Source organism: Aequorivita sp. Q41 (assembly GCF_039831855.1).
Lineage (GTDB): Bacteria > Bacteroidota > Bacteroidia > Flavobacteriales > Flavobacteriaceae > Aequorivita.
Genome location: NZ_JBDPMS010000001.1, coordinates 971208 through 985481 on the forward strand (window position 1 = coordinate 971208; position 14274 = coordinate 985481).

Here is a 14274-nt window from a genome sequence, read left to right on the forward strand (position 1 = left end):
TTTAGTGGATTTGATTAAAGTGAAGGTAAAGGGCAATGAAAATAAACCCTAACGGAATAAATACTGCGTAAAACTGTGTAAACCTTCTAAGTCCTTTTGAATATTTATTGTTCCAGCCCATACTTTGGAAAGACGATGAAAAGCCATGCCAAAGGTGAAGCATTAATAAAACGAAAGACAAACAATAAAGACCCGTACGCACTGGGCTTTCAAATTTATGAACCAACTCAGGGTAATAACGTGTTGCGTCCATCGGGTTACTTTCTATGTATTTATGAACTATTTCTGGAAACCAGAAATCGTAAAAATGAAGCCCTAAAAACGCTAAAATCACCAAGCCACTAATAATCATATTTCGCGAAGCCCACGTTGAGTTTTTATGCCCTTTGAAGGATTTATACTTTATCTGTCTTGCATTATTGTTTCTAATTTCAAGAACAATCCCCATTACAAAGTGAAAAATTACTCCTATAATTAATACGGGTTGTAATATGCTCTGCACCAAAAAATTGTGTCCCATAAAATGCGACAAGCTATTAAAGGTGTCCGGATCAATGACCGAAGTGATGTTAATTACAAAGTGTTGTGCTAAAAAGAAGACAAGAAACAGGCCGGAAAGTGCCATTGCTACTTTTCGTGCAATTGTTGAAGTTAGTATTGCCATTTTGGTTATAGTTCTAGAATAGTTACACAAAAATACACCTCTATCGCTTTGTCGCCAAACATTCTTTTGTTTTTGAAAACTATTTAGAATAAGTTTAAATACATCCTCCTTATTTAAGCTCTAATTCTGTAGCCGCATTTTTGTCTTTAATTGCTACTGTTATTGTGTATTTCCCTTTTGGAAGATAGTACGCCCCATTTTCAGCCTTAGTAACGTTCGCTTCCGTTTTATCAAACAGTTTCCTGGATTTCTCTGAAATAGAAAGATTATAACCTACTGTATTAATGCCCTTTGAAGCATTTACTGTAAATTTATGCACTTCTTTTTTAGCTTCGTGTTGGATGCTAATTAGTGCTTCTCCAGCATTAGGAGTGTAAAATTGCAAGGTTGTTTTGGACTCGTACACATCTCTCCACGTACTAAATTTACTTCCCCAGCGCGGTGAAAAATGTATGGGCGCTAGTTCTGAAACCAATATTTCATCCATGGTGTTTTTTGTTATTTTTTGAAGCAACGAAATGTCAGCACGATAAAGTGAGCGCCCATGGGTTCCTAAAATTAAGTGTTTCGCTTCTGGCTGTATCACTAAATCGTGTACCGCCACATTTGGCAACTCATTAGAGAAAGCCTCCCAACTTTCGCCACGATTAAAAGAAACATATGCCCCATTATCAGTCCCTAAATACAATAGATCTTCATTAACAGGGTCTTCTTTTATAACATTTACGGGAGAAGCTGGCAAATTGCTGCTAATGTCTTTCCAGGTAGCACCATAATTATCGCTTACATACACATACGGCTTAAAATCGTCCCAACGGTAGCCGTTTAAGGTAACATAAACCGTTTCTTTTTTATGGGAAGAAGCAATCACGCGGCTTACCCAAAGGTCTTTCGGAAACGATTCCGAAATAGCCGTCCAAGTACCGCCGCCATTTTTTGAAATATGCACCAAACCATCATCGCTACCCGTATAAAGCAACCCAAACTGAAAAGGAGATTCGCTAATGCTTGTTAATGTGCCATAAGCTACATTGCCGGGTTTTCCACCCTTGGTTAAATCATCAGAAATAGCTACCCAATCATCTCCTTGATTCATGCTACGCATCAATTTATTTCCACCTAGATATAAAATGTCTTGATTATGCTCACTTAAAAGTATGGGCGTTTGCCAATTAAAACGATACGGGCTTTCACCCAACTCATGTTTTGGTTGAATATAGACTGGTGCGCCTCCATTTCTATGCAACCTAAAATAATTTCCAAATTGATAGCCTGTATAAACAATATTACTATTCCTACTGTCTATCTGCACGTGCATGCCATCCCCTCCAAAAAGAAACTCATATGGATATTTTCCGGTTTGGCGCCACCCTGGACTTTTTTCGTAGGTATGTGGGCCAACCCAAACTCCGTTGTCCTGCAACCCGCCATACACACTGTAATTTTTTTCAAGATCTACGTTTACAGCATAAAACTGACCCACGGCTGGCGCATTATTTTTAATCCACGTTTTACCGTCATCATAACTAATGTTAACCCCGCCATCATTTCCGTTAATTAAATGACCGGGTTTTTTGGGGTTTATCCAAAGTGCATGGTGGTCTACGTGTAGGTTATCGGCATCTATGCTTTCAAAGGTTTTTCCACCGTCTGCAGATTTTAAAATTGGCACGCCATACACATAGATTTTATTGGAATTGTTAGGGTCAACGTGAATTTTTCCGAAATAATATCCATACGAATAATACAAATCATCTAAATACCCTTCATGTGTTTTCTGCCACGTTTTTCCGCCATTAGTGCTTTTATAAACTTCTGCGCCAATAACAGGGGTGTCAAACAATTGGCTGTTTGCATTTTCTAGATATTTCGCCAAATCTTCAGGTTTTACAGTACCTACCCGAATCATTTGTTTTATGTTTTCAGCACGGTATTTTTCCTGAAAGCCATTCATTTTTAAAAATTGATTTAGCTTTTTATCCTCTAAATCTAGAAAATCTGCCACCGCCATTGTTTTAAAATCGTCTTTGGTAAGGATGTCTGTTTCTTCCTTTTTCGGCTCCTCTTTTCGATGAAATTGGTTGTCTACAATTAAATACACCGTATTATCATCCACAACGGCAGTACCCATACGGCCCATGCCTTTTCCTATAGGTAACCCACTGGTTTCGGTAGCAACTTTTATCCAACTACTTCCTGCATCGGTGCTTTTATAAATCCCACTACCCGCGCCACTACCATCAAAATTCCATGCCTTACGGTCTTTATCCCACGCAGCTGCATAGAGCGTCTTAAAATTTTTAGGGTTGCTAGAAATTTCAATAATCCCCGTTTCATCATTTATAAAAAGTGTTTTATTCCACGTTTTTCCGCCATCAATGGTTTTAAAAACCCCGCGTTCTTCATTATCAGAATACAAATGCCCCACGACTCCTACTATAATTTCATTGGCGTTTTCAGGGTTTATAAGAATACTGCTTATATGATGGCTGTCTTTAAGCCCCATGTTTTGCCATGTTTTGCCTTTATCATCACTTTTTAGCAATCCAATACCAGCGTAGGAAGAACGCGACGCATTAACCTCGCCTGTACCAACCCAGATGGTGCCATTTTTCCAGTTTACCGCAACACAACCCACATTTTGTGTAGGACTACTATCCATTACAGGTGTAAAGGAAGTGCCGTTATTATTGGTATACCAAAGCCCACCGCTAGCATAACCCACATAAAACTCTGTAGGGTTATCGGGGTTTACCGCAAAATCGACCACACGACCACTCATAATTGTAGGCCCAATACTTTTGAAAGGTAGATTTTTTACTGTAGCATTTTGAGCTAACCCATTTTTTTGTTGCAGTCCATTTTGAACTGTAGCTGCAGGTGTAGCTGGTTGTTGTGAAAAAACTACTGCAGTAGTAAGAAAGAGGACGGTACCTAAAAGGTTTTTCATGGCTTTAATTTTTAAAAAGCTGAAAGTAATTAAATGTGATGGCTTTTGCAAGGGTAAACGTATGAAGAAGGATATAGCTTCAAAAGACTTTTTGGCTATCCCTTTTTTCACCCACTTTTACCACCAACACCCCCGTTACAAACCCGCAATGCCCAACTGGAAGAAGAAAACAAAATGCTACTTGTTAAAGTAGAAACATTTATAGCAGTAGTGCGAAAAAATTAATTTGGTATATTAGCGAGGGATTGGGGAGGAGATAATTAGGTGATTGTGATTAAAATCAGAACGTAAATGAGTTTCTTAAAAGCCAGATTCTATAATGCTTGCAGAAGGTTCAGAAATAACAGTTGAAAATAAAAAAACAATAACAACAACACCTCAACAATGGCTCTAAGTAATTGCTTGTTCTCACCTACAAACTAGCCCTAAAACTTCAGCATGGTTTAAATTAATTACTAATACCTTATGAAAAACCTTCTACTTCTAGCAGTACTTTTTACTTTCGCGACGCTTTCTGCTCAAGAAAACTGTGACAATTTTAAAACAGGAAATTTCAGAATGAGTGACCCCGCCATAAGTTTTGAATGCACCATAACCCGAAATGATTCCATACAAGTTGAAAAAATTGTTGGCACCAACGAGCTATCTACCTATAAAGTGGCGTGGCTCACCCCTTGCGAATACACCTTACAACTAATTGATGGCCCGCCAGAAGCAGTTGCCTTTTACAAAGACAGGTTTTTAAAGGTTAAAATAACTTCAACCCATGAAGACAGCTATACTTTTGAAGCAAAAATGGACGGGATGGATTTTGTTGCCACCCAAACAATTTATAAAGTGGAATAAGCCGTTTGGCTTCTGCATGGGCTAGTCCCACTTTTTATAGTTTTCAAATTTTAGCTGTATTGCTTCCAAGCATAAATTGCCGATACTTCCTTCATGGGTATGGTTTAAGGTTCTATCTGCCAAAAACTCGTCTTCCATAATTTGTTTTCCAACCGCTTGGTACGCATCTCTAAAAGAAACGCCCTGCATTACTAATTTATTTACTGCTTCAACAGTATATAGGTGATTGTACTTTGGGTCCTCCACGATGGATGGGTTTACTTCAATATGCTGCAACATAAAGGCTGTTACTTCCAAAACATCTTTTAGCAAATCGATGCTCTGTATAAAATTTTCCTTGAGCAACTGAAAATCTCTATGATACCCGCTAGGCAGGTTGTTGGTAATCATCATAATCTCTGAAGGCAATTGCTGAATTTTATTCGCTTTAGCACGAATTAGTTCAAATACATCTGGATTTTTTTTGTGAGGCATAATGCTGGAACCCGTTGTTAACTCCTTCGGAAAACTGACAAACCCAAAGTTCTGATTGCTGTACAGGCAAACGTCTGTAGCAAATTTTGCTAAGGTTCCCGCCACCGCTGCCATTGCAAAAGCAGTTGTTTTTTCTAGCTTCCCCCTACTCATTTGTGCAGCTGTAACATTGTATTTTAAAGTACTAAACCCTAATAATTCTGTGGTCATTGTACGATCTATTGGAAATGAGCTTCCATAACCCGCAGCCGATCCTAAGGGATTTTGATCTGCAATTTTATAGGCAGCCTGCAACATAATAACATCGTCTATCAAGCTTTCCGCAAAGCCAGAAAACCACAAACCGAATGACGACGGCATGGCAACCTGCATATGTGTATAGCCTGGAATGATAATGCTTTTATGTTTTTCGGCTAACTTTAAAAGGGTGTCGAAAAGCTGTTGGGTTAGCTCTTTTAAAACCACTAATTCTGCTTTGGCATACAGATGTAATGCCACCAAAACTTGGTCGTTCCTAGAACGAGCCGTATGAATTTTTTTTCCAACGGCTCCTGTTTTTTTAATCAGTTCGAATTCTATTTTACTGTGTACATCTTCAAAATTTTCTTCTATTTCAAATGCGCCAGAAGCAATCGTGGTTTCAATTTCACTTAAAGCAGTTAGCAGTTTTTGAAGTTCTTCTTCTGTAATAATCCCTATTTTTTGCAACATCTGCGCATGTGCTTTACTGCCTTGCACATCATATTTTGCTAGGTGTAAATCTAAGATACGGTCGTTGCCAACAGTAAATTTATCTACAATATTATTTACGGTATATCCTTTATCCCAAAGTTTCATCTGTTATAGTATTTTGTTGAATAGATTAATATAAATTTCAATGCCTTCTTTTATTTCATCCATATAGATAAACTCATCCGCGCTATGTGAACGGGTAGAATCGCCAGGCCCCATTTTTAGGGAAGGACAACTTAAAACCGCTTGGTCAGAAAGCGTTGGCGACCCATAGGTGTTTCTTCCTAAAGCGATACCGGCCTTCACAATTGGATGGTTTAATGGAATGGCAGATGAATTCAGCCGAAAAGACCGCGCCTTTAGTTCTGACTTGGTATTAGCTTGTAAAAAATTAAAAACCTCACGGTTGGTATAGGCGTCCGTTATACGAATATCTACTACAAAATGACATGTGGCTGGAACCACGTTGTGTTGTTCTCCAGCCTCAATTTGTGTGACATTCATTTTTATCTTCCCCAATGCTTCAGAATGCTTTGGGAAGTTGTAATTTTTAATCCATAAAATATCTTCCAAAGCATTATAAATAGCGTTTTCGGTATTGTCGTGTGCCGCATGGCCTGCAATTCCGGGGGCATAAGCATCCACAACCAAAAGTCCTTTTTCAGCTACAGCCAGTTGCATTTGCGTAGGCTCGCCAACTACAGCAAAATCAATTTCTGGGAGTTTGGGCAATATACTATTTAAACCGTGGTTGCCAGAATTTTCTTCCTCCGCACTCGCTACAATAATTAGGTTATACTTTAAATCTTTTTTATCATAAAAATAAACAAACAAGGCCATCAATGAAACCAAGCAGCCACCCGCATCATTACTACCAAGACCGTATAATTTACCATCTTTCACAAATGCCTTAAATGGGTCGTTGGTATAGGCTTTGTTTGGCTTAACAGTGTCGTGATGTGAATTTAGTAATACAGTCGGTTTTTTGGAATCGAACATTTTATTCTGCGCCCAAATATTATTTTTATACCGCTGCGTAGGTATATTATAGTGTTGAAGCCAAGTTGTAATACGTATTGCTGTTTGGTCTTCTTCCTCCGAAAAAGAAGGGGTTTCAATTAACGAATGAAGCAAGCTTATCGCTTCGTTTTGTAATGCTACTATCTTCATAATTTTAATGTTGTAAATTGTTTGTGGGTTTCATTTAAAACTTCTGGTCCTCCAATAATTACTTTTGAAACATTATTATTTAGGGCGTGAAAACAGTTCTGCACCTTGGGAAGCATTCCTCCTTTAATTGTTCCAGCCGCCTTTAAGGTTTCATATTTAGCGGTGTCTATGGTTGCTATTACAGCGTTTTCATCTTCAACATTTTCCAAAACACCTTGCTTTTCAAAACAGTAAAAAAGTTCAACTTCATAAAAGAAGCTCATGGCAATCGCAATTTCTGAAGCTACGCTATCGGCATTGGTATTGAGTAATTGCCCTTTATTATTATGACTTACCGCACAAAACACAGGTGTTAAATCTGCCTTTAAAAGCTTTTGTATTAAAGCTGAATTAATTGCTTCAACATCTCCCACCAGTCCAAAATCTATAGGCTTTTTAGGACGAATAGTTGCTAAAATAGTATTGCCGTCAGCGCCAGAAAGACCTATAGCATCGCAGGCTAACGCTTGCAAACTTGCCACCATGTTTTTATTGATTAAGCCTGCATAAACCATCGTGATTACTTGAATCTCTTCTGCTGAAGTAATTCTTCTTCCATCGATTAAACGACTTTCAATTCCGAGTTTTTTACTTGTTTCAGTAGCAATTTTTCCCCCGCCATGCACCAGAATTTTAGGTTGTGGTAGTTTGGCAAAAGCGTTTAAAAAAGACCTCAGCTTTTTAGGATCATCAATCAGGTTTCCTCCTACTTTTAGTACACGTAGCTTAGTTTTCATAGCCTAAAAGTTTTAGTAAAACTGTTTGCGCGGCAAACGTTCTGTTATTCGCTTGTTGAATTACCAAGGAGGAATCACCGTCCAAAACCGAATCGGCAACCACCACATTTCTTCGAATAGGCAAGCAATGCATAAATTTTGCTTGATTGGATAGTTGCATCTTTTCAGAAGTTATTTTCCAATGCTTGAATTGAGCAGTTGTTTTTCCATACGTGTCATATGCAGACCAGTTTTTGGCATACACAAAATCTGCGTTTTTTAAAGCTTCATCCTGATTGTGATAAACCGTTACATTTTCTGTAAATTTTTCTGAGAGATCAAAACCTTTAGGGTTTGCAATAACAAACTCATAGTCTGTAGCACGCATCCATTGCGCAAAAGAATTTGGCACCGCTTGCGGAAGCGCTTTTGGATGCGGAGCCCAAGTCAAAACAACTTTTGGCTTATTGGTTTTTTTATGTTCTTCAATCGTTAAATAATCTGCGAAAGACTGCAAAGGATGCAAAGTGGCGCTTTCTAAGGAAACCACAGGCACCAATGAATGCTTCATAAATTTATTAAGGAAGGTTTCTGAATAATCTTCTTCTTTATTCGTTAGCCCTGCGAATGTTCGTACCCCTATAACATCACAATACTGCGAAATTACTGCAGCAGCCTCCTTAATATGCTCCTGTTTTCCTTGGTTCATTACAGTTCCGTCTTCCATTTCTAACGCCCAGCCGTCTTTATCGATATTCATAACCATTACATTCATACCAATATTAAAGGCAGCCTTTTGCGTGCTTAACCGCGTACGTAAACTGGGATTGAAAAACAAAAGACCCAAGGTTTTATTTTTCCCATACTTCTTATAGGCGAATGGATTTTGCTTTACATGTAACGCCAAGTTTTTAAGTTGGTCTAAATAATTAACATCGTTTAGGCTTATAAAATTTTTCATGATAGTAGACTTTTAAGGGCTTGGGTAAATTTTTGAAGTTCTTCTTTCTGAATTGATAATGGGGGAAGAATTCGCAACACATTTGGATTGGCGGAAGAACCTGTAAAAATATACTGTTCGTTCAATAAGCTGTTTCGCAATTCTTTAATGGGGAAATCAAATTCAAGCCCCAACATCAAGCCTTTTCCTTTAATCTGTTTTACTTTTGGAATCGCCGCAAACTCCTGAATAGCAAAGGAGCCCATTTCTTGTGCATGCACCACCAAGTTTTCTTTTTCAATAACCTCTACTACGGCAAGAGCAGCTGCACAAGCCAAATGATTTCCGCCAAAAGTAGTGCCTAGCATCCCTGATTTGGCTTTAACTTTTGGGTGAATTAGCACGCCACCAATTGGAAAGCCATTCCCCATTCCCTTGGCCATTGTTATAATATCTGGTGTGATATTAGCGTATTGATGTGCGAAAAATTTACCGCTTCTACCATAGCCACTTTGAATTTCATCGAGGATTAGCAATGCATGGTGCGACGAACAATTTTTTTCAAGAAATTTTAAAAACGCTTCCGAAGGCATATCTAAACCTCCTACACCCTGAATACCTTCAATAATTACGGCACAAACATCTTTTAGTTTTAAAGCCTCCAAAAGCTTCACTTCATCGTTTAAATCTATAAATACAACCTCAAAATTATGCAGGTTTAAAGAAGCCGAAAGTTTTGGATTATCAGTTACATTTAAAGCTGCGGCGGTTCTTCCGTGGAAACTGTTTTTAAAGGCTATTACCTTCTTTTTTCCCGTATGAAAAGATGCAAGCTTCAATGCATTTTCATTGGCTTCTGTACCACTGTTACAAAAAAATAATTGATGCGTATTACAACCACTAAGCTGCTGTATTTTCACTGCCAATGCTTCCTGTAAAGGCATTTGAACAGCATTGGAATAAAAACCAATTTTCTCAAGCTGCTGCTGTATTTTTTCAACATAATAGGGATGCGAATGACCGATAGAAATAACGCCATGCCCTCCGTATAAATCCAGGTACTTCTGGTTATTTTCATCAAACACATACACCCCCTTTGCAAAAGTGGGTGTTATATTGAATCTTGGGTACACATTAAATAAACTACTCATATTAAAAATAATTAGCTTTAAATTGAAGTCCCATGGTTTCGGGAAATCCAAATAATAAATTCATATTCTGAATGGCCTGCCCAGCGGCGCCTTTCAATAAATTATCAATCACTGAAGTGATCAAAACTTTTCCTTCAACTTTTTGAATCTGCAAAAAGGCATTATTTGTATTTACCACCTGTTTTAAATGCACAACCGCATCGGTTACAAATACAAAAGGGGCTTCCTTATAATAGGTTTTGTACAGTTGTAGCAATGCGGCTTCATCGAGGTCTGTTTTCATATATACAGAAGCAAAAATACCTCGTGTAAAATCACCCCGTAGCGGTAAAAAATTGAGAGGTGTCTGCCAATCGTTCTGCAAGCTTTTTAAGGTTTCATGTATCTCCCCCAAGTGCTGATGCTGAAAAGCTTTATAAATAGAAATATTTTGATTTCGCCAACTAAAATGAGACGTTTCCGTTAAGCTTTGTCCCGCCCCCGTGGAGCCAGTAAGCGCATGAACATGAACCTCTTCCTTTAAATGTTTCGCTTCTGCCAACGGAAGCAATGCTAACTGAATTGCAGTTGCAAAACATCCTGGATTTGCAATGCAATCTGCTTTCTGAATGATTTCTTTCTGAGCTTCTATAAGTCCATAAACAAATTTTTTATTTTGAAAAACAGCGTCTTTTTCGAGCCTAAAATCATTGCTGAGGTCTATAATTTTTGTGGTGAGTGAAAACGAATGTTTTTCTAAAAATTTTTTTGAATTTCCATGTCCTAAACAAAGAAAAAGCACATCAATTTCTGAGTTTATTGTGTCGGTATATTTAAGCGCCACATTTGCTAAATCCTGATGTACTTTTCCAATAGCTTCTCCGGCTTGGGAGTGGCTGTAGAGAAAATCAATTTTCACATTAGGGTGCTGAAGCAAACATCTAATTAATTCACCTGCAACGTAACCGCTGCTTCCTATAATTCCTATTGTTATCATTTTTTTTGATTTACGTGTGTATGAATCTGCATGGCATTGGCTAGAATTTTTGTAAATCCTTTTACGTCATCACCAGACCAATTTTTGTTCATTTCCCCATAGTGCCCAAAATCTGAAGTCATTAAATCATGTGAAGATTCAATTCCTAAAATATTAAAACGGTATGGGTGAAGTTCAATAAAAACGGTGCCACTTACAGTGGTTTGTGTATCCTGAAGAAAGCTTTCAATGTTTCGCATTACAGGTTCAAAATATTGGGATTCGTGGATAAACATACCATACCAATTTGCCAATTGCTCTTTCCAATGCAACTGCCATTTAGAGAGCGTATGTTTCTCTAAAGTATGGTGGGCTTTAATAATAATGGTGGCTGCTGCTGCTTCAAAACCAACCCTCCCTTTAATCCCAATAATGGTATCGCCAACGTGAATACCTCTCCCGATGGCATATTTATTCGCAATTTCTTCTAAGGTTTGAATTGCTGCAACTGGGTTCATTCTCTCGCTATTAATGCCACATATTTCCCCTTTTTCAAATAACAAAGAAAGTTTTTGAGGATGCTTAGCTTGCAACTGACTTGGATAGGCTTCTTCCGGAAGTGCTTCATGAGATGTTAAGGTTTCAACACCCCCCACACTAGTTCCCCAAAGCCCTTTATTAATGGAATACTGTGCTTTTTTCCAATCTATTTTATAGCCACTTTTGGTCAAATAGTCAATTTCCTGTTTTCGGGAGAGCTGTTGGTCGCGAATGGGAGTAATAATAGTAATGTTTGGAGCTAGCAATTGAAAAATTAGGTCAAAACGAATTTGATCATTTCCAGCGCCTGTACTTCCGTGGGCAATATAGGAAGCATTAATACTTTTGGCGTATTTAGCCAAGGCAATAGCCTGGTAGATTCGTTCGGCGCTTACCGAAAGTGGATAGGTATTATTTTTTAGCACATTTCCAAAAATCAAATACTTGATAATGTGCTGGTAATAAGCTTCTGTCTCTTCTAAGGTGCTATGACTTTCTACGCCTAAAAGGATGGCTTTTTCTGCAATGCTTTTTAATTCATCTAATGAAAAACCACCCGTGTTTACAACCGCAGAATAAACGTCCAACTGGTTTTCATTTTTTAAATATTTTACACAATATGAAGTGTCGAGGCCTCCGCTAAAGGCCAATACAACTTTATTATTTTTCATTTTTATTTGGTTTTTTTTGAAATTGAAAGAGACTGGCTTTCTTCTGAAGCCTAATTTTTCGTTCCTGCATAAATTCTTTGAAATTATTCCAAGCTTTTTTCTTGTTCGTTTCGGTTTGCACTTGCGTTATTTTACTCAAGTCGCAAACCATTCCGGTACACAGGCACATTTTTCGTTCGGTTCGCTGTAATATATCATGGTTTTTACACCCTTGACACCCTTTCCAAAAAGTTTCATCTTGGGTTAATTCTGAAAAAGTTACAGGCTTATAACCTAAATCGGAGTTGATTTTCATGACCGCCATACTGGTTGTGATACCAAAGAGTTTGGCATTCGGGAATTTTTGTTTTGAAAGATCAAAAATTGCTTTTTTTATAGCACGTGCTAATCCGGAATTTCTAAAATCTGGGTGAACAATTAATCCAGAATTAGCGACATATTTTTCACCTTCCCAGTTTTCTATATAGCAAAAGCCAATAACGCGATCGTCATATAATGCGATTACTGCTTTTCCTTCAGCCATTTTTTGCTGAATGTATTCCGGTTTACGTCTTGCGATACCAGTTCCACGAATTTTGGCAGCATCTTCCATAATTTCAGTGATGGTTTGAGCATACTGAAAATGGCTGCTATTGGCCACAGTTAATGTAAGTTCCATTGTAAAATGAGTTGAAAATTGTTAGAGAATAAAATAGGAGATATAGAGCTGGGTACGGAACCCGCTAAACTAAGCTACGCCCTAAGGCGACGGAAACGTAGAACTTCTCTAGAAATAGAACGCACGATTGCACTATTAAAAGCCGTAGCTTTTATAGCAAATGAAGTAGTATGTGCGTTTTCAATTTTCATTAGTGATGGTAAAAGTAATTTATTTTTTTAAAAACAAGCCTTTTTATAAAAAAACTTGCTTTTTTTAGAGTTTTATTCTAAATCTGATAAAAAAATTAGCTTAAATTCCTTTTTAATTTTTTTGAAATCACACTGTTTCAGTCAACTCGTGTTCAATAAATAATTTGCTTCATTTAATACACTTTTAACCCTTTACTTCACACAGATAACTTTGAAATAATTAATTTTGAAAAAATTCACAAAAAACACATCATGAAGTACGATCAGATAGATAGCAAACTCTTTATAAAAAACCGTAAAAACTTTATGGCACAGTTAAAGCCTAAGAGTGTCGCGGTATTTAATAGTAACGATATTTACCCAATTGGTGCAGATAGCACGATGCCTTTTCAGCAAGCCCGCGATATTTTTTACCTCAGTGGGGTAGATCAAGAAGAAAGTATTTTGGTGCTTTTTCCTGATGCACCTAATAAGGACCATCGCGAAATGCTTTTTGTGCGTGAAACAAACGATCATATTGCTGTTTGGGAAGGCGAAAAACTCACTAAGGAAAAAGCCTTCGAAGTATCCGGAATACAAGCTGTTTTTTGGTTAAAAGAATTTGATAAAATTTTCTTTGAAGTAATGACGCAAGCCGAGCGTATTTACTTTAACACCAACGAACATTACCGCCAAAGTGTGGAAACTGAAACTCGTGAAGATCGTTTTATAAAAACCACAAAACAAAAATTTCCTGCACATAGCTGGGAACGAAGCAACCCAATATTGCAAGGCTTGCGCTCCGTGAAAGATAAAATTGAACTTGATTTACTTCAACAAGCTTGTAACATTACAGAAAAAGGCTTTAAAAGAATCTTAAATTTTGTAAAACCAGGTGTTTGGGAATATGAAATTGAAGCCGAATTTATGCACGAATTCTTGAGAAACCGTTCTCGTGGTTTTGCATATACTCCTATTATTGCAAGTGGTAACAACGCCAATGTACTACATTATGTAGAGAACAACCAACAGTGTAAAGAGGGCGGTTTATTACTTTTAGATGTTGGGGCAGAATACGCTAATTACTCCAGCGATATGACACGAACTATCCCTGTGAACGGAAGATTTACCAAGCGTCAACGTGAGGTATATGATGCTGTAAACCGTGTAAAAAACGATGCTACAAAAATGTTGGTACCAGGAAATTACTGGAAAGAATACCACGAAGAAGTAGGAAAATTAATGACTAGGGAGCTTCTAAACTTAAAACTTATTGATAAAGTTGATGTAAAAAACGAAGATCCTAATTGGCCAGCGTATAAAAAGTACTTTATGCATGGAACAAGCCATCACATTGGGTTGGATACGCACGATTACGGGGTTTTATGGGAAAAAATGACCGAAAACATGGTTTTCACCGTTGAACCTGGTATTTATATTCCCCAAGAAGGTTTTGGAATCCGTTTGGAAGACGATGTCGTTATTCAAAAAACTGGAGAGCCCTTCAATTTAATGCGCAATATTCCTATTGAAGCCGAAGAGATTGAAAATATTATGAACTAATAGGAAACGAATAAATACATAAACAAAAATTAGTT

The 14274-nt window shown here is 37.6% G+C and carries 13 protein-coding genes; 3 read left to right on the forward strand and 10 right to left on the reverse strand.

Annotated features, from left to right (window positions below; all coding sequences use genetic code 11):
* Window position 1: 1 nt before the first annotated feature.
* The gene (locus ABJ955_RS04565; RefSeq protein ID WP_347373418.1) at window positions 2-664 is read right to left on the reverse strand and encodes a succinate dehydrogenase cytochrome b subunit; all 663 of its coding nucleotides are present in this window, start codon (window positions 662-664) and stop codon (window positions 2-4) included.
* A 109-nt stretch (window positions 665-773) separates the two neighbouring features.
* A complete protein-coding gene (locus ABJ955_RS04570) occupies window positions 774-3614 on the reverse strand; it encodes a glycosyl hydrolase (RefSeq protein ID WP_347373419.1) in 2841 nt (946 codons plus the stop codon).
* 465 nt (window positions 3615-4079) lie between these two features.
* On the opposite strand from ABJ955_RS04570, the gene ABJ955_RS04575 reads away from it, so the two are divergent.
* Window positions 4080-4460 (forward strand): hypothetical protein, encoded by a 381-nt coding sequence (locus tag ABJ955_RS04575; protein ID WP_347373420.1) that lies wholly within the window; start codon window positions 4080-4082, stop codon window positions 4458-4460.
* A gap of 21 nt (window positions 4461-4481) precedes the next feature.
* Here the strand turns inward: ABJ955_RS04575 and argH are convergent, their stop codons facing one another.
* From argH to ABJ955_RS04615, 8 genes are read right to left on the reverse strand one after another with little or no spacing between them, the layout of a single operon-like run.
* Entirely contained in the window at window positions 4482-5771 is a 1290-nt protein-coding gene (gene argH / locus ABJ955_RS04580; RefSeq protein WP_347373421.1) for an argininosuccinate lyase, read from the reverse strand.
* Between the two features lie 3 nt (window positions 5772-5774).
* A complete protein-coding gene (locus ABJ955_RS04585; protein ID WP_347373422.1) occupies window positions 5775-6836 on the reverse strand; it encodes a M20 family metallo-hydrolase in 1062 nt (353 codons plus the stop codon).
* Window positions 6833-7612 (reverse strand): acetylglutamate kinase, encoded by a 780-nt coding sequence (argB, locus tag ABJ955_RS04590; RefSeq protein WP_347373423.1) that lies wholly within the window; start codon window positions 7610-7612, stop codon window positions 6833-6835. The genes ABJ955_RS04585 and argB overlap by 4 nt, the downstream gene beginning before the upstream one ends.
* Window positions 7602-8552, reverse strand: a complete 951-nt coding sequence (locus tag ABJ955_RS04595; RefSeq protein WP_347373424.1) for an N-acetylornithine carbamoyltransferase — start codon at window positions 8550-8552, stop codon at window positions 7602-7604. The genes argB and ABJ955_RS04595 overlap by 11 nt, the downstream gene beginning before the upstream one ends.
* Complete coding sequence (locus ABJ955_RS04600; protein WP_347373425.1) at window positions 8549-9682, reverse strand: aminotransferase class III-fold pyridoxal phosphate-dependent enzyme; 1134 nt, start codon at window positions 9680-9682, stop codon at window positions 8549-8551. Before ABJ955_RS04600 ends, ABJ955_RS04595 begins: the two co-directional genes overlap by 4 nt.
* A gap of 1 nt (window position 9683) precedes the next feature.
* Window positions 9684-10658, reverse strand: a complete 975-nt coding sequence (gene argC, locus ABJ955_RS04605; RefSeq protein WP_347373426.1) for an N-acetyl-gamma-glutamyl-phosphate reductase — start codon at window positions 10656-10658, stop codon at window positions 9684-9686.
* On the reverse strand, window positions 10655-11848 hold the full coding sequence (locus ABJ955_RS04610) for an argininosuccinate synthase domain-containing protein (protein ID WP_347373427.1): 1194 nt from the start codon (window positions 11846-11848) through the stop codon (window positions 10655-10657). Before ABJ955_RS04610 ends, argC begins: the two co-directional genes overlap by 4 nt.
* Window positions 11838-12506: a GNAT family N-acetyltransferase gene (locus ABJ955_RS04615; RefSeq protein WP_347373428.1), complete on the reverse strand. Its 669-nt coding sequence runs from the start codon at window positions 12504-12506 to the stop codon at window positions 11838-11840. Before ABJ955_RS04615 ends, ABJ955_RS04610 begins: the two co-directional genes overlap by 11 nt.
* 18 nt (window positions 12507-12524) lie before the next feature.
* Between ABJ955_RS04615 and ABJ955_RS04620 the strand changes: the two genes are divergently transcribed.
* Entirely contained in the window at window positions 12525-12728 is a 204-nt protein-coding gene (locus ABJ955_RS04620; RefSeq protein WP_347373429.1) for a hypothetical protein, read from the forward strand.
* Window positions 12729-12949: 221 nt separating this feature from the next.
* Window positions 12950-14239: an aminopeptidase P family protein gene (locus ABJ955_RS04625; protein WP_347373430.1), complete on the forward strand. Its 1290-nt coding sequence runs from the start codon at window positions 12950-12952 to the stop codon at window positions 14237-14239.
* The last annotated feature ends 35 nt before the right edge of the window (window positions 14240-14274 follow it).

Coding starts and splice junctions, on each gene's coding strand:
- ABJ955_RS04565 (WP_347373418.1), bottom strand. CDS start 664: ATGGCAATACTAACTTCAACAATTGCACGAAAAGTAGCAATGGCACTT.
- ABJ955_RS04570 (WP_347373419.1), bottom strand. CDS start 3,614: ATGAAAAACCTTTTAGGTACCGTCCTCTTTCTTACTACTGCAGTAGTT.
- ABJ955_RS04575 (WP_347373420.1), top strand. CDS start 4,080: ATGAAAAACCTTCTACTTCTAGCAGTACTTTTTACTTTCGCGACGCTT.
- argH (WP_347373421.1), bottom strand. CDS start 5,771: ATGAAACTTTGGGATAAAGGATATACCGTAAATAATATTGTAGATAAA.
- ABJ955_RS04585 (WP_347373422.1), bottom strand. CDS start 6,836: ATGAAGATAGTAGCATTACAAAACGAAGCGATAAGCTTGCTTCATTCG.
- argB (WP_347373423.1), bottom strand. CDS start 7,612: ATGAAAACTAAGCTACGTGTACTAAAAGTAGGAGGAAACCTGATTGAT.
- ABJ955_RS04595 (WP_347373424.1), bottom strand. CDS start 8,552: ATGAAAAATTTTATAAGCCTAAACGATGTTAATTATTTAGACCAACTT.
- ABJ955_RS04600 (WP_347373425.1), bottom strand. CDS start 9,682: ATGAGTAGTTTATTTAATGTGTACCCAAGATTCAATATAACACCCACT.
- argC (WP_347373426.1), bottom strand. CDS start 10,658: ATGATAACAATAGGAATTATAGGAAGCAGCGGTTACGTTGCAGGTGAA.
- ABJ955_RS04610 (WP_347373427.1), bottom strand. CDS start 11,848: ATGAAAAATAATAAAGTTGTATTGGCCTTTAGCGGAGGCCTCGACACT.
- ABJ955_RS04615 (WP_347373428.1), bottom strand. CDS start 12,506: ATGGAACTTACATTAACTGTGGCCAATAGCAGCCATTTTCAGTATGCT.
- ABJ955_RS04625 (WP_347373430.1), top strand. CDS start 12,950: ATGAAGTACGATCAGATAGATAGCAAACTCTTTATAAAAAACCGTAAA.